10 protein-coding genes and 6 pseudogenes are annotated in these 15,405 nt (G+C 68.9%); 9 read left to right on the top strand and 7 right to left on the bottom strand.

Annotated features, from left to right (window positions below; genetic code table 11):
- Positions 1-31: 31 nt before the first annotated feature.
- From H3H54_RS07810 to H3H54_RS07770, 9 genes and pseudogenes are all read left to right on the top strand, one after another.
- Positions 32-1,513, top strand: a pseudogene (locus H3H54_RS07810) (malate:quinone oxidoreductase).
- Between the two features lie 77 nt (positions 1,514-1,590).
- Positions 1,591-2,377 (top strand): annotated as a pseudogene (locus tag H3H54_RS07805) ((Fe-S)-binding protein).
- Positions 2,378-2,429: 52 nt separating this feature from the next.
- A pseudogene (locus H3H54_RS07800) lies at positions 2,430-4,021 on the top strand (lactate utilization protein B).
- Positions 4,018-4,758 carry an LUD domain-containing protein gene (locus tag H3H54_RS07795; RefSeq protein WP_262426166.1) on the top strand — a complete coding sequence of 247 codons (741 nt, stop codon included), beginning with the start codon at positions 4,018-4,020 and terminating at the stop codon, positions 4,756-4,758. The pseudogene H3H54_RS07800 and the gene H3H54_RS07795 overlap by 4 nt, the downstream one beginning before the upstream one ends.
- On the top strand, positions 4,755-4,919 hold the full coding sequence (locus H3H54_RS07790; RefSeq protein ID WP_262426568.1) for a hypothetical protein: 165 nt from the start codon (positions 4,755-4,757) through the stop codon (positions 4,917-4,919). The genes H3H54_RS07795 and H3H54_RS07790 overlap by 4 nt, the downstream gene beginning before the upstream one ends.
- Positions 4,862-5,721, top strand: a pseudogene (locus H3H54_RS07785) (aldose 1-epimerase family protein). The gene H3H54_RS07790 and the pseudogene H3H54_RS07785 overlap by 58 nt, the downstream one beginning before the upstream one ends.
- Before the next feature lie 137 nt (positions 5,722-5,858).
- Positions 5,859-7,334 (top strand): sugar ABC transporter ATP-binding protein, encoded by a 1,476-nt coding sequence (locus H3H54_RS07780; RefSeq protein WP_262426430.1) that lies wholly within the window; start codon positions 5,859-5,861, stop codon positions 7,332-7,334.
- A 67-nt stretch (positions 7,335-7,401) separates the two neighbouring features.
- Positions 7,402-8,406: an ABC transporter permease gene (locus tag H3H54_RS07775; RefSeq protein ID WP_395963745.1), complete on the top strand. Its 1,005-nt coding sequence runs from the start codon at positions 7,402-7,404 to the stop codon at positions 8,404-8,406.
- 165 nt (positions 8,407-8,571) lie between these two features.
- Positions 8,572-9,628: pseudogene (locus tag H3H54_RS07770) on the top strand (substrate-binding domain-containing protein).
- A gap of 103 nt (positions 9,629-9,731) precedes the next feature.
- Here H3H54_RS07770 and H3H54_RS07765 read toward each other — a convergent pair.
- From H3H54_RS07765 to H3H54_RS07735, 7 genes and pseudogenes are all read right to left on the bottom strand, one after another.
- The gene (locus H3H54_RS07765) at positions 9,732-10,061 is read right to left on the bottom strand and encodes an Lsr2 family protein (RefSeq protein WP_262426164.1); all 330 of its coding nucleotides are present in this window, start codon (positions 10,059-10,061) and stop codon (positions 9,732-9,734) included.
- 115 nt (positions 10,062-10,176) lie between these two features.
- A complete protein-coding gene (locus tag H3H54_RS07760; RefSeq protein WP_262426163.1) occupies positions 10,177-10,359 on the bottom strand; it encodes a hypothetical protein in 183 nt (60 codons plus the stop codon).
- 1 nt (position 10,360) lies between these two features.
- Positions 10,361-11,869, bottom strand: a complete 1,509-nt coding sequence (gene lysS / locus H3H54_RS07755; protein WP_262426162.1) for a lysine--tRNA ligase — start codon at positions 11,867-11,869, stop codon at positions 10,361-10,363.
- Positions 11,870-11,913: 44 nt separating this feature from the next.
- Positions 11,914-12,789: a pantoate--beta-alanine ligase gene (gene panC, locus H3H54_RS07750; RefSeq protein ID WP_262426161.1), complete on the bottom strand. Its 876-nt coding sequence runs from the start codon at positions 12,787-12,789 to the stop codon at positions 11,914-11,916.
- Positions 12,786-13,695, bottom strand: a pseudogene (locus tag H3H54_RS07745) (Rossmann-like and DUF2520 domain-containing protein). Before H3H54_RS07745 ends, panC begins: the two are co-directional and overlap by 4 nt.
- The gene (locus H3H54_RS07740) at positions 13,692-14,726 is read right to left on the bottom strand and encodes a PH domain-containing protein (protein ID WP_262426160.1); all 1,035 of its coding nucleotides are present in this window, start codon (positions 14,724-14,726) and stop codon (positions 13,692-13,694) included. The pseudogene H3H54_RS07745 and the gene H3H54_RS07740 overlap by 4 nt, the downstream one beginning before the upstream one ends.
- Positions 14,615-15,277 carry a PH domain-containing protein gene (locus H3H54_RS07735; protein WP_262426159.1) on the bottom strand — a complete coding sequence of 221 codons (663 nt, stop codon included), beginning with the start codon at positions 15,275-15,277 and terminating at the stop codon, positions 14,615-14,617. Before H3H54_RS07735 ends, H3H54_RS07740 begins: the two co-directional genes overlap by 112 nt.
- Positions 15,278-15,405: the final 128 nt, after the last annotated feature.

Genomic DNA, 15,405 nt, shown 5'->3' with positions numbered 1-15,405 from the left:
GCGGATCCCGCGAACGCTCGAACGGAGAGACATGGCAGACCTGGATGTGACCCGTGCGGATGCGGTGCTGATCGGTGGCGGCATCGCCAGCGCGACGCTCGCCGCGATGCTCACCGAACTCGAGCCCAGCTGGAACATCGTGGTTCTCGAGCGGCTCCACACCCTCGGTGCGGAGTCCAGCGACGGATGGAACAACGCGGGCACGGGCCACAGCGCGCTGTGCGAGCTGAACTACACGCCGCAGGACGTGGACGGCTCCGTCAGCCCTGCCAAGGCGATCTCCATCAACGAGCAGTTCCAGGTCTCGCGGCAGTTCTGGGCCCATCTGGTGGAGAACGATCGCATCGGCGATCCCGCCGAGTTCATCCACACCGTCCCGCATATGAGCTTCGTGCACGGCGTGGAGAACGCCGACTACCTGCGTCGCCGCCACGAAGCGCTCGCGGCGAACCCGCTGTTCGACCGCATGGATTTCACCACGGAGCACGCTCAGCTGGCCGAGTGGGCGCCGCTGGTCGCCGAGGGCCGGCCGGTCACCGAGACGATCGCCGCGACCCGTTCCCCGACGGCACCGACGTCGACTTCGGCGCCCTGACCCGGCAGATGCTCGACTTCGCCTCCCGCACCGGCACCACGGTCGCCACCGGCTCCGAGGTCGTGGACCTGCGCCGCATGGGCGAGGACTGGGGCGTCATGGTGCGCTCCACGAAGGATGACTCGGTCCGGGTGGTGCGCGCGCCCTTCGTCTTCGTCGGCGCGGGCGGTTACGCCCTGCCGCTCCTGCAGAAGTCCGGAATCGAGGAGATCCGCGGCTTCGGCGGCTTCCCCATCTCAGGCCAGTGGCTGCGGTGCACGGACCCTGAGATCGTCGCCCGCCACGATGCGAAGGTCTACGGCAAGGCCGCCGTGGGCGCCCCGCCCATGAGCGTCCCCCATCTCGACACCCGCTACGTGGGCGGCAAGCGATCACTGATGTTCGGTCCGTACGCCGGTTGGACGCCGAAGTTCCTGAAGACCGGTCGCTACACCGATCTGTTCGAATCGATCAAGCCCTCGAACATCACCCAGATGCTGGCTGTCGCGCCGCCGAACCTCGACCTCATGGTCTACCTCGGCTCCCAGCTCGCGGCCACCCACCAGCAGCGCTTCGACGCACTGCTCGAGTACATGCCAGGCGCCCGGGCCTCCGAGTGGGAGGAGGTCACCGCCGGCCAGCGCGTGCAGGTGATCGCTCCTGACAAGAAGAAGCATGGCGTGCTCCAGTTCGGCACCCAGCTGATCACCGCTGCGGACGGCTCGATCGGCGGCATGCTCGGCGCCTCCCCGGCGCTCCACCGCCACCAGCATCATGCTGACCATGCTGGAGCGCATGTTCCCCCAGCGCATCGACGCCTGGCGGCCCGCTCTCACCCAGATGGTCCCGAGCTGGGGCCGGTCGCTGTCAGAGGAGGCCGACGAGGCGCACCGGACGCTCGCGCGCACGGCCGACGCCCTGGGACTGCACCACACCTGATCTCGAGGCAGGGTGCGGCTCCGCGCTCCGCGACCCCGCGCCTGCCCCGAGCGCATGACGAGGAAGAAGGACAGCAGATGCGCATCTCACTGATGACCACGTGCCTGGTGGATGTGATGGCCCCGGATGTGGCCCGCGCGACCGTCACGCTGCTGGAACGGCTCGGGCACCAGGTCGTGTTCGACAAGCGCCAGACCTGCTGCGGCCAGATGCACACCAACTCCGGCTACTACACGGAGGCCGCGCCGGTGGTGCGCTCCTTCGTGGACACCTTCGAGCCCTCGCTCGACGAAGTCGATGCGATCGTGATGCCCTCGGGCTCCTGCGCCGGCTGCGTGCGCGATCAGCACCAGCTGGTGGCCCGCCACCAGGGCGACAGCGAGCTCGAGGAGCGGGCCGCGGCCGTCTCGGCGAAGACCTATGAGCTGTCCGAGCTGCTGGTCGACGTGCTCAAGGTGACCGATGTGGGCGCCCACTTTCCCCCACTCCGTGACCTACCACCCGACCTGCCACTCGATGCGGTTCCTCAAGGTGGGTGCGCGGCCTCTCAAGCTGCTGCGCGCCGTCGACGGCATCGAGGTGAAGAACCTGCCCGAATCGGACACCTGCTGCGGGTTCGGCGGCACCTTCTCCGTGAAGAACGATGCGACGAGCGATGCGATGGTCACGGACAAGGCCGCCAACGTGGTCAGCAGCGGCGCCGACTTCGTGGTCGCCGGTGACGCCTCGTGCCTGATGAACATCGGTGGCAAGCTGCGTCGCACGGATGCGGCACCGCGCGTCATCCACCTGGCGCAGATCCTCGCCTCGACCCGCGAGGATCCCTTCATCCCGTCGGAGACCATTCTGGGGAGGGCGCTGTGAGCATCCGTGCCGGTAGACGAACTGCAAGGAACGAGCGGGAGGAGATGGACGTATGAACACAGTCGATCTCGGCATCCCGTCGATCCGTCCGCAGCATGCCTCTCCCGGCTCGACCCTGCGCGGGCAGCGCGGGTTCCCGGAGGCGGCCCGCGAGGACCTCGCCGACGGCACCCTGCGGCAGAACCTGCGGCAGGCCACCTCCACGATCCAGTCCAAGCGCAGCGCGGCGGTGCGAGAGGTGCGGGACTGGCAGAAGCTCCGCAACGCGGGCAGCGCCTTGAAGTGGCAGGTCACCGACCATCTGCCCGAGATGCTGGAGCAGCTCGAGGACTCCGTGACCGCCGCTGGCGGAGTGGTGCACTGGGCCCGCGACGCCGACGAGGCCGGAGACATCGTCACCCGCCTGACCCTCGAGCGCGGTGCGAGCGAGGTGCTCAAGGTCAAGTCGATGGCGACACTGGAGATCAACCTCAACGAGGTGCTGGCCAATGCCGGCATCCGCGCGATCGAGTCCGATCTCGCCGAGCTCATCGTGCAGCTCGCCGATGACACCCCAGCCACATCCTGGTCCCCGCGATCCACCGCAACCGGGCAGAGATCCGCGAGATCTTCCTCGCCGCGATGCCGGATCTGGACCCCTCGATCACCGATGAGCCCTCCGAGCTGGCGGAGGCGGCACGACGCTTCCTGCGGGAGAAGTTCCTGGACATGCCGGGGTCGGTCGCGATCTCCGGGGCGAACTTCGCGGTCGCAGAGACCGGCACCATGGTGGTCGTCGAGTCCGAGGGCAACGGCCGCATGTGCCTGACCCTCCCCAAAACGCTCATCTCCGTGGTCGGCATCGAGAAGATCGTCCCCACGTTCCAGGACCTCGAGGTGTTCCTGCAGCTGCTGCCCCGCTCCTCCACCGGGGAGCGGATGAACCCGTACACCACGATGTTCACCGGGGTCCACGAGGGCGACGGCCCCGAGGAGTTCCACCTGGTGCTGCTGGACAACGGCCGCTCCGCGGTGCTCGAGGATCCGGAGGGTCGCAGCGCTCTGCACTGTATCCGCTGCTCCGCGTGCCTGAACGTGTGCCCGGTCTACGCACGCACGGGCGGCCATGCCTACGGTTCGACCTATCCCGGCCCGATCGGCGCGATCCTCTCGCCGCAGATGACGGGGATGAGCGGGACCGACGACCCGAACTCGACCCTCCCCTACGCCTCCAGCCTCTGCGGAGCCTGCTACGACGTGTGCCCCGTCAAGATCAACATCCCGGAGATCCTGGTGCACCTGCGGGCGAAGGATGTCGACCGCCGCCGAGAGACCCGCGGGGACTTCCACAGCACCTGGGACATGGCGCTGCAGGGCGCGAGCAAGCTGATGGCTTCTCCTCGCGCCTATGACCTCGCCGTGCGCTCGGCCGGCCCGCTGTCGTCGGTGCTGCGCGGGAAGAACATCGGAAAGGTCCCCGGTGTGCTCCCCCTGGTGCCCGGCTGGACCGATCATCGGGACCTTCCGAAGCCGGGCACGTCCTTCCGCTCGTGGTGGGATCAGCATGAGAAGGACCGCGACGCGAAGCAGGCAGACCCCGCACAGGTGCCCTCGGACGAGCCTTCAGCACAGGACGGCACCACCACGCCCGAGGAGCAGGGATGAACGACTGGAACGATGCGCGCCCGTCCCGGGCTCCCGGGATGAGCGCGAAGGAGGAGATCCTCGCCCGCGTCCGCACAGCGCTGTCCGCCCCGCGCCGTGATGAGGTCACCACAGCGGAGGAAGTGCCGCGCAGCTACCAGCGCGCGGATGACAAGCAGGAGCTGCGGACCGCACCCGAGAAGGTGCGCGGAGTGCTGGTCCAGCGTTTGGAGGACTACACCGCGATCGTGCATCGGACCACCCCGTCGAAGGCCCCTGAGGCCATCGCCGCCGCGCTGGCTGATGCGCGCACCGTCGTGATCCCCGCTGCTCTGCCCGGTACGTGGACCAGCGAGGTGGAGTCCGAGCTGATCATCGACGACGGCAGCGCCGACCCGCATGAGCTCGATGCAATCGATGCCGTGCTCACCGGCTGTCACACCGCGATCGCGCTGACGGGCACGATCGTGCTGCGGGGCGATGGCCGGGGAGGCCGGCGCGCGATCTCGCTGGTGCCGGACCATCACGTGGTGGTGGTCGAGGCCGATCAGGTGGTCCTCGGCGTCCCCAAGGCGATCGAGCGCATGTCCGAGGATCCCCGCGCCGCCTGGACGATGATCTCCGGCCCGAGCGCGACCAGCGATATCGAGCTGGAGCGCGTCGAGGGCGTCCATGGGCCGCGCCGCCTCGAGGTGGTGCTCATCGAGCCCGAACCAGAGCCTGAAGCCGAAGCCGTCGAGCAGGAGAAGACCTCATGAACGATTCCACCACCACCACCGCCGGTATCGAGCTGCCGGTCGAGGGCACCCCCGCGACCGCGGCGAGCTGTTCCGCCTCACCGCAGGGTCCTACTCCGCCGAGATCTCGGCGGTGGGTGCGACCCTCGAAGGGCTCAGCATCGATGGTCGCGACCTGCTAGTGCGAAGCCCCGAGACGGGACCGATGCAGGTCTACCGCGGCGCGATCGTGGCACCGTGGCCCAACCGGATCGGGACGGCGCCTACACGTGGGACGGGCAGGAGATCCAGACCGCCCTCACCGAGCCCGAGCGGGGCAACGCACTCCACGGGCTGGTGTCCTTCCAGCTGTTCACCCCTGTGACGGTGGCCGAGGACGAGCTCGTGCTGAGCACCCGGCTGTTCCCCTCCACGGGGTACCCGTTCCACCTCCTGCTGTCGGTGCACTACGCACTGGACCCTGAGGAGGGCCTGACCACGACGGTCACCGCCCGCAACCTCGGCGAGCAGGACGCGCCCTACGGAGTGTGCCCGCATCCGTACCTGGTCGCCGGGACGGAACCCCTGAATACGTGGTCACTGCAGGTCGAGGCCGCGACGGTGCTGACCGTCACCGAGGACCGGCTGCTGCCCATTGGGACCGCCCCCGTGGAGCCCGGCAGCGAGTTCGACTTCCGCAGCGCCAAAGTGCTCGGGGAGCTGTTCATCGACCATGCCTTCACCGACCTCGGCCGCGACGAGAAGGGGCAGCTGACGGTCACCGTGACCGCCCCCGGCGGCACCGGGGTCCAGCTCGCTGCAGGCCCTGAGTGCCCCTGGTTGCAGGTGCACACCGGTGATCGCCCAGAGCCCGAGAATGATCGGCTGGGCCTGGCGGTGGAGCCCATGACCTGCCCGCCCGATGCGTTCCGCAGCGGGACGGACGTGGTGCGACTGCGCCCCGGCGCCGAGCATGCGGCAGCCTGGACCCTCCGGGGCTGGTGAGCTCGCCCGCCGCCATGCGGTAAGGGTCCTCGGCATGCCCCCGAGCCCCACCCTTTTGTCTGACTGTAAAAAATCTCCGATACTATAGTGATCATGATCACTGACGCTCCCCAGCAGCGCTGCTGCGCGTGACGAACCTGATCAAGCACTTCCCCGGAGCGAAGGCGCTTGACGGAGTGGACTTCGACGTCCGCGCCGGCGAGGTCCACTGCCTGCTCGGGCAGAACGGTGCGGGCAAGTCCACTCTCATCAAGGTCCTCGCCGGCGCCCACCAGCCCGATGACGGCGAGATCCGCTGGCAGGATCAGGTGGTGACGATCCCGTCGCCCACCAAAGCGCTCGACCTCGGCGTGGCCACCATGTATCAGGAGCTCGACGTGGTCGACGGCCTGACGGTGGCGGAGAACATCTATCTGGGGCACGAGCTCTCCCGCGGCGGGTTCCTGCGGCACTCCGAGGCGCGCTCTCGCACCAAGGACCTGCTGCACCGGCTCGGCCACCCGGAGATCCGCCCGGGCCAGGACGTGGGGTCCCTCTCCGCGGCCGGCAAGCAGATCGTCTCGATGGCGCGCGCCCTGTCCCATGACGCGCGCGTGATCGTCATGGACGAGCCCTCCGCCGTGCTCGACCCGGAGGAGGTGGACAACCTCTTCCACGTCGTCGAGTCGCTCACCGCCGAGGGTCTGGCCGTCATCTACATCTCCCACCGGCTCGAGGAGATCCGCCGCATCGGGGACCGGATCACCGTGCTCAAGGACGGCAGGACCGTCACCTCCGGGCTCGCAGTGGCGGACACCCCGACCGGCGACCTCATCGAGATGATGACCGGCCGCCGGGTCGAGAGCGACTTCGGCGGTGCCGGAGTCGAGGAGTTCGGCGACGTGGTGCTGCAGGTCGACGGCCTCGCACTGTCCGACGTGTTCGAGGACGTGAGCTTCGAGGTCCGAGCTGGGCAGGTCCTCGGGTTGGCGGGCCTCGTCGGCGCCGGGCGCTCCGAGATCCTCGAGACGCTCTACGGCGCCCGTCCAGCGGCCGCGGGCACCGTCACGCTCGGCGGACGACCGCTGCGCACCGGCTCCGTCGTCCGCGCCGTGAACCGGGGCATCGGGCTGGCTCCCGAGGAACGCAAGAGCCAGGGACTGCTGCTGGACGAACCGGTCTACCGCAATATCACCCTGTCCACCTTCGCGAGATTCGCACGCGGCGGCTTTCTCGACGAGCGTGCAGAACGTCGGGCGGCCAAGGAACAGATCGCGGCCCTCCAGCTCGCCCCCGACGATCCCGACCGCCCGATCCGGACCCTCTCCGGAGGCAACCAGCAGAAGGCGATGCTGGCCCGCTGGCTGGTGCACGGCTGCGAGGTTCTCCTGCTGGACGAGCCCACGCGCGGTGTCGACGTCGGTGCGCGCGCCGAGATCTACGGACTGATCCGTCGGCTGGCACGCCAGGGCACCGCCGTCGTCATGGTCTCCAGCGAGATCGACGAGGTGCTCGGGCTCGCCGACCAGGTCCTCGTCATCGCGGACGGCGCAGTCGTGCACAACGGGCCCACCGATCAGATCGACGAGCACGGTGTGCTCGACCTCGTCATGGAAGGAACCGCACATGAATGATCAGGCACAGCGCAGTGTCGGAGGGGAAGAGCCGGACAGCGGCTCGGTGCCGCTGGGGAATCGCGCCATGCTGCCCGTGCCGGACGGAGGCGAGAAGGGCGTGCGCGCCCGCCCCGGCAGCAGCGCCGGGCTGGTCCGCAACCTCGGGCTCGTCATCGCCCTCCTCCTGATCTGCGTCGTGGGCGCCCTGACCACCGGTGACCGTTTCCTCGACGTCGCCAACTTCCTCACCATCGTCCGCGGGGCCGCGGTCCTCGGAGTGGTGAGCATCGGGATGACCTTCGTCATCACCGCCGGCGGCATCGACCTGTCAGTCGGCTCGGTGCTGGGACTGGCGAGCGTCTGGGCGACCACGCTGGCCACACAGGCCATGGCTGAGGACGTGCACTGGGTCGTCATGGTCTTCACCGCGGTCGCGGTCGGCACTGCGGCCGGGATCGTCAACGGGATCGTCGTCTCCTACGGCAGGGTCGTCTCCTTCATCGCCACCTTCGCCATGCTGATCGCCGCCCGCGGACTCGCCGAGATCATCTCCGGTCGCGGGACCCAGCTGGTCCGCAACGACGGCTTCGACAACTTCTTCAGCGGCAGCTTCCTCGGCATTCCGACCATCGTGTGGATGTTCCTGGTGGTCGCGGCGATCGGCTGGGTGGTGCTGAACCGGACCACCTTCGGCCGCCGCACCGTCGCGGTCGGCGGCAACGCGGAGGCCGCCCGACTGGCGGGCATCAACATCAAGCGCCACACCGTCTACGTCTTCGCCCTGAGCGGCTTCACCGCCGGGCTCGCAGCGGTGATGATGCTGGGACGCACGGGCGCCGGCAGCTCGACCAACGGGACGCTGTACGAGCTCGATGCGATCGCGGCCGTCGTCGTCGGCGGCACGCTCCTCATCGGTGGGCGAGGCACGATCGTCGGCACCGTGTTCGGCGTGCTCATCTTCCAGACGCTGTCCAACGTCTTCGTGCTGAACAACCTGTCCACCTCGGTCCAGGCGCTGGTGCAGGGCGCGATCATCGTGGTCGCGGTCCTCCTCCAGCAGCGGTTCGTCGTCCGCGCCAGATCGACCTGAGCGGATCCGCACCCCGGCCCTGGCCCTCCCCACCCGGTTCGTCGACTGCGGCCGGTCGTTCGTCGTCCTTCCCGTTCTCCGCATTCGTTCCGTTCACCCAATCCGTCCCGTCCGTCCCATCCGTTCCATTCGTCCCGTTCGTCCCCACACCAAGGAGCACCTCCCATGACTGCATCACTGACGCTGCGTCGCCGTGTCACGGCCGCTTTCGCGATACTCGCCTCGACAGCCCTCCTCGCCTCGTGCACCGGCAACACGCCGGAGGCAACCGGCGAGGCCGGCGGCGGCGGGTCGGACGCCGGCAGCAGCAACGATGAGACGGGTGAGACCGTCACCATCGGTTTCTCCGCCCCGGCCGCCGATCACGGCTGGATGGGTGCGATGAGCACCCGCGCGCAGGAAGCGGCCGACGGGTACGACGACGTCGAGCTGCTGGTCGCCGAGGGCACCAACGACGTCAACCTGCAGATCAGCCAGATCGAGACGTTCATCAACAACGATGAGGTGGACGCGATCGTGGTGGTGCCCTTCGACGGTGCCGCACTGACCGGCGTCGCGCTGGAAGCGATGAAGGCCGGGATTCCGGTCATCAACGTCGACCGCGAGTTCTCCGATCCCAACGCAGCACGCGTGACCGTGGTGGGCGACAACTACGGGATGGGCCACAACGCCGGTGAGTACATCTGCGAACGGGTGGGCGATGATCCCGAGGCCGTGATCGCCGAGGTCACCGGCATCTCCTCCCTGCCCCTGACTGAGGAACGCACTCAAGGGTTCGAGGATGCGCTCAGCGAATGCGGACAGGACGTCGACAACCGGGTCGCCGCGGACTTCACCGTCCAGGGCGGCGAGTCGTCCACCGCCAACCTGCTGCAGGCCGCGCCCGAGATCGACGCCATCTGGAACCACGACGATGACCAGGGCGTGGGTGTGCTGGCCGCCATCGAGAACGCTGGCCGCGACGAGTTCTTCATGGTCGGCGGAGCTGGCTCGGCGAACATGATGCGCCACATCCAGGAGGGTGACTCCGTGGTCGAGGCCACCGTGGTCTACCCCTCCCACTCAGGCCGCTAACGGCGTGGCGCTGGCACGGCTGCTCGCCCAGGACAAGGCGCTCTCGGACCTCGTCGAGAACGAGATCCCCCGTCAGGTCCAGCTCTTCGCCCCGGTGGTGACCAAGGAGAACGTCGAGGAGTACATCGGCACGGCATTCGAGTCCTGAGCACACGAGACAGCGAAGAGGCCCGTCACCGAGTGGTGACGGGCCTCTTCGCTGCTGAGGGATCCCACAGGTCGCGTGCCTCAGCGCCTGCGGGAAGCGGGGATCACGCCCCGTGGGCCTCTTCGTAGGCCTTGCGAATCGTGCCGGAGATCCGGCCGCGATCGGGGACCTCGTAGCCCGCCTCGCGGGCCCACTCACGAATCCGCGCAGAGTCGTTCGAGCTGCTGCGGGAGGTGGCGGTGCCACGCGCCCGACGGCCGCCTACGCGACGCGACTTCTCCACCCAGGTGCCCAGCGCCTCGCGGAGCTTCTTCGCGTTCTCCTCGGTGAGGTCGATCTCGTAAGCGACGCCATCCAGGGCGAAATTCACCGTCTCGTCGGCCTTATCCCCGGTGAGATCGTCGATGAGCTCCACGTACGTCTTCCGTGCCATAGGGGTTCTCCTCGTTGGTCTGACTTCAAAGTTCCGCACGATCTCTCACGAGATCGGCGTCAGACCCAAGTATCGGGCTCCACCTCGTGAATATCAATACCATTCCGATATTCAATCAGGTGGAGTGATTCTGTTCATCCCGGTCACGACGTTCACGGTATTCGCGTTCGGCTTCTCGTTCCATATCGCGCTCTCCGCGATCCGCACGCATAATCGCGCGAATCACGAACCAGAACAGCAGGCCCACGCCGATCGACGGGAGCAGCGCCCCCGCCTCGAACCAGAATCCGGATCCCATCTCAGGCCTCCGGCTTCACGAGCGGGAACAGGATCGTCTCGCGGATCCCCAGGCCGGTGATCGCCATCAACAGGCGATCCACTCCCAGGCCCATGCCACCCGTGGGCGGCAGCGCGTACTCCATCGCCTCGAGGAAGTCCTCATCCAGGCGCATCGCCTCGTCATCGCCCTGCGCGGCGAGCTCTGCCTGCTGCGCGAAGCGCTCACGCTGGATGACCGGGTCCACGAGCTCCGAATAGCCGGTCCCGAGCTCGAAGCCCCGCACGTACAGATCCCACTTCTCGACCACGCCGGGCTGCGAGCGGTGCGCGCGCACGAGCGGGCTGGTCTCGACGGGAAAGTCCCGGACGAAAGTCGGTTCGTGGAGGTGGTCGCTGACGCGGTTCTCGAACAGCTCCTCGACCAGCTTCCCGTGCCCGTACTTCGGATGATCGAGATCCAGGTCGAGAGATCGTGCGATCTCGCGCAGGCGCTCCGGCGTGGTCTCGGGAGTGATCTCCTCGCCGAGGGAGTCCGAGAGGGAGCCGTAGACGGTGATCTTGGCCCATTCCCCGGAGAAGTCGTACTCGGAGCCGTCGACGAGTGTGACCACCTGAGAGCCGGTCGCGCGCTCAGCGGCTTCCTGGACCAGGGTTCGGGTCAGATCGCCGATGGTGTCGTAGTCGCCGTACGCCTGGTAGGCCTCGAGCATCGCGAACTCCGGAGAATGCGTGGAATCCGCGCCCTCGTTGCGGAAATTCCGATTGATCTCGAAGACCTTCTCCAGGCCGCCGACGGCCGCGCGCTTGAGGAAGAGCTCGGGAGCGATCCGCAGATAGAGGTCCAGGTCGAAAGCATTCATGTGGGTGACGAAAGGTCGTGCCGCCGCACCGGAGGGGATCACCTGCAGCATCGGCGTCTCGATCTCCACGTACTCGCGATCGTGGAAGGAGGTGCGCAGCGAATGCATGACCTCGGCGCGCTGGCGCACGGTGTCCCGCGCCTCCTGGCGCACGATCAGGTCGACGTAGCGGTGGCGGACCCGGGACTCCTCGGAGAGGCCGGCATGGAGCACCGGGAGCGGACGCACCGCCTTGGCCGCCATCTGCCAGGTGTCAGCGAAGATGCTCAGCTCGCCACGGCGGGAGGCGCCCACCCTGCCGTGGAAGAACACGTGGTCGCCGAGATCGACATCGGCCTTGAGGTCCGCCAGGCGCTGCTCGCCGATGACCGCCTGGGAGGCCATGACCTGCAGTCGCTGCCCGGCACCGTCCTGGAGGGTGATGAAGGCGAGCTTGCCGGTGTTGCGCTGGAAGACGACGCGGCCGGCGATGCCGACGACGTCCTGGGTCTCCTCACCGGCCTCGAGGTGGCCGTACTGGGCACGCACCTCGGCGATGGTGGTGGTCACCGGGACGGAGACGGGGTAGGCCTCCTCGCCGCGCGCCAGCAGTCGCTCCCGCTTGGACTTTCGGACCGCGACCTGGTCGGAGGTGTCCGTCGTGTCGGGGGCAGGGAGATTCTCGCTCATAGGGGCGATTGTCTCATCACCGCCGTGGGGAATGCCCGTGAGGATCACGGGGCTGTAGCCACTGCCACAGCCGCATCCAGCAGCCGGGTGCCCTCGACCCGGCCGGCGAGCACCAGCAGCACCTCTCCGCGATGGTCCGGTCCGATCATCTCGAGGGTGTCCGGATCCAGGGCATGGGCGTAGTCCCAGTCGATCTCGGCGCGGTCGACTGCGGCGTCGAGAGCATCACGGATCCCGGCGGCCGAGGGCGCGGCCGCGAGGGCTTCGGCGAGGGTGCGGGACAGCGCGAGCGCCTGTTCCCGGCCCTGCTCGCTGAGGTAGACGTTGCGGCTGGAGCGGGCGAGCCCCGTCGGCTCGCGCTGGATCTCGACCGGTTCGATCCGGACCGGCAGGTCGAGATCGGCGACCAGGCGCTGGATGATGGCCAGCTGCTGGGCGTCCTTGCGCCCGAACACGCTCAGGTGCGGTGCGGTCAGCTGCAGCAGCTTGGCGACCACGGTCACCACCCCGTCGAAGTGCCCGGGCCGTGCGGCTCCTTCGAGGATCGTCCCGGCGTGTCCGGCCGTGACGGAGACCGTCGGCGGGAGAACCGGGTACATCTCCTGGACCGAGGGGGCGAACACCACGTCGACCAGCCCGTCGACCAGCGCGAGATCTCCTTCGAGGTCACGCGGGTACGCCTCGAAGTCTTCACCCGGCCCGAACTGGAGAGGGTTGACAAAATCGGTGAGGATCACGTGGTCGGCGAGCTCACGCGCCCGTTCCACCAGTGCCAGGTGTCCGCTGTGCAGGGAACCCATCGTCAGCACGGCGGCGACGGTGCCGGGCATCGCCGCGCGGTGCTCGCGCAGCGCGTCCTTGGTGGTGAGGAGAGTCGTGGTGACGCCTCGCGCCGTCGCAGCAGTGCGGTCCGGGGTCATCGGTCCTCCTCCATGGGCGGGTGGTCCTCCAGCAGGCCCTGGATCGCTGCGCGGGACTCCTCGGGGAGTCTGGCACGGCTGAGCGCAGCCTTCGCGAGGGCGCGGTACGTGGCGGAGGTGTCGCCGTGCTCGCCCGGCACGCCGGTGACGTCGAGGTCGTCGAGGGCCTCGAGGTGAGAGGCGACCGTGCCGGCGTCCCCGCGGACGACCACCGGCCCGGTCAGGGCCTTCCTGCCGTGGCGCAGGGACTCGTCCAGCGCGGCCTCCAGCAGTGGGCGCAGGTAGGCGCCGGGATCCTCGATGCCGAGCCTCGTCAGCGCCTCGCGGGCCTGGTCGACCAGCACCACCAGGTGATTCGCCGCGTGCGCGAGGGAGGCGTGGTAGAGGGAGCGGTCCCCTTCGGCGAGCACGGTCGCCTCTCCCCCCGAGCTCGACCACCAGCGCGGCCGCGATCGGCAGCAGCTCCGGCGGTGCGGTGATGCCCATCGGGCAGCCCACCAGACGCCTGAGATCGGTGGGGGTGCCGGTGAAGGTCATCGCCGGGTGGATGGCCAGGGTGGCGCTGCCGGCTTGGGCGAGCGGGGCGAGGACCTCGGTGCCGTAGCGACCGGAGGTGTGCACCACGAGCTGGCCTCCGGGCATCATCCCGGTCGCAGCGATGCCTGCGGCCAGCGGCGCCAGCTGATCGTCGGGGACGGCCAGGAGGAGCATCTCGCTGCGTTCGACCAGTGCGGGGACATCCAGCAGCGGCACTCCGGGCAGCAGCAGGGCGGCGCGTTCCCGGGAGGCGTCCGAGACGGCGTAGGCCCCGGTGATCGCGTGGCCCTCGGCCCGCAGCGCGGCACCGAGCACGGCGCCTACGCGGCCGGCGCCGATCACCCCGATGCCGAGGCGGGGCGGGGTCATCGCTGCTCCTCGGGCTGTGACGGGCCCGGCGACTGACCGGCTGGTGCGGCGAGGCTGAGGGCGGGCTGCGGCCAGTGCTGCCGGTCCCGGTAGCGGCGCAGCGTGGCCGCATCGTGCGAGAGCGTGGCATGGAGGTCGAGCACCTGCCTGCGGGGCAGGTTGCTCACGGCCACCGTCTCCCCGGCGATCCCCACCTGCAGATCCAGGACGCCGAGCTTCCTGTTCAGGGGGCCGTCGTCGACGGAGAGCTGCTGGATGCGTTCGCGGGGGACGATCTCGATGTGCTTGGTCAGCAGTCCCCCACGCTTCACGAGCGCGCCGGGCAGCAGCACGCTCACCTCGGTGCGGCGGGCGATCCAGTACATCCGCACCCGCGTGCGGAATCCGTCGATCTCGCGGGCCGGGGCGGTGAGCAGGTGCTCGATGAAGGCGGTGTCGTCCGCGGTGCCGAGCGGCACGGCGAGGTGGCCGAGCGTCGCCTGCAGCTCCTCGCGGGTGCCGACGGGCAGCACGTTCTCGGCGCCGTTCTCGCTGTCGTCGTCGATCCCGGCGACGGTGGCGGTGGCAGCGGTCCAGCCGGGACCGCGCCAGAGCAGCGGACGGCGCAGCTCGATGCGCTGGATGCGCCCGGAGACGATGTTGTCGGTGCGAGTGTTGGCCAGGCCGCGGCGCATCCGCAGGCCGCGCTCGGTGATCCTGGAGACGAAGCCCCACCCGGACTCGATGCGGCCGAAGATGTACTTCGGGACGGCGATCGCGGCGGGCGCCAGGGCGATGAACATCGCGATGTTGATGCCGTCCTGCCAGATCGCGAGCGCCACGGCGACGGCCACGCCGACGATGCTCATCACCACGCCGATGAGGAAGCCGATGTCCCGCAGCAGGGAGCGGATGAGGCGCTCGGTGGGCACGTGCGCGATCAGTTCGCCGTCGGTGACCCCGTCGGAGAGGAGCTGCTCGAGCCGCCCGGAGGCGGCACCGGCGGCGTTCGCGTCCTGTGCGCTCTGGTCACCGGGCTCCGAGGGAGGCATCGCCTCGGCGGCGGTGTCCGTGGCCGGCTCGCCCGGAGTGTCCGGGGCGGCGAGCTCGGCGATGCCGAGGATCCCCGGCGGAGGTCCTCTGCCGCGGCGGACTTCACGTATTCGATGTCGAGGTAGGACTCGCCGCCTCCGGCGACCTCGACCCGCACCTTCGCCAGGCCCAGCAGCCGGGCCAGCAGCGGGCGTTCGACCGAGACCGATTCGATGCGGGCACGAGGCGCATATTCGCGGGAGCGGCTGATCATGCCGCTGTGCAGGGAGACGCCGTCCTCGTCGACCGCGTAGGTGGTGAACCACCAGCTGAGGGTCGAGAAGACGATCGCGATGATCGCTGCGGCGAGCAGCAGGCCGGCCCCGATGAGAGCGCGCTGGAGCGTGAACTCGTTGAGCAGCTGCGCGATGTTCTGTGCCGCGATCACTGCGATCACGCCCACCACCAGCTTCCAGCCGGTCACCAGCGGGGTGATCGGGTGGGTGCGGCGACGCGGGGTCGAGGGGTCCGGTACGGTCGCCGTGGGCTGCTCCGCTGTGGTCGGTGGCACGCTCTCTTCGGGAGCCGGACTGGCCGGGCTGGAAGGGCTGGTCTGGCTGGACGGGCTGGACAGAGGCGTGCTCACAGCGCCGCCATCAGCTCGATGCCGCGGTCGGCAAGCAGGACCCGCAGACGCTC

This window comes from Brachybacterium sp. Z12 (genome assembly GCF_014400405.1).
Taxonomy (GTDB): domain Bacteria; phylum Actinomycetota; class Actinomycetes; order Actinomycetales; family Dermabacteraceae; genus Brachybacterium.
The sequence above is the reverse complement of the archived record's forward strand: the minus strand, read 5'-3'. Positions and strand labels throughout refer to the sequence as shown.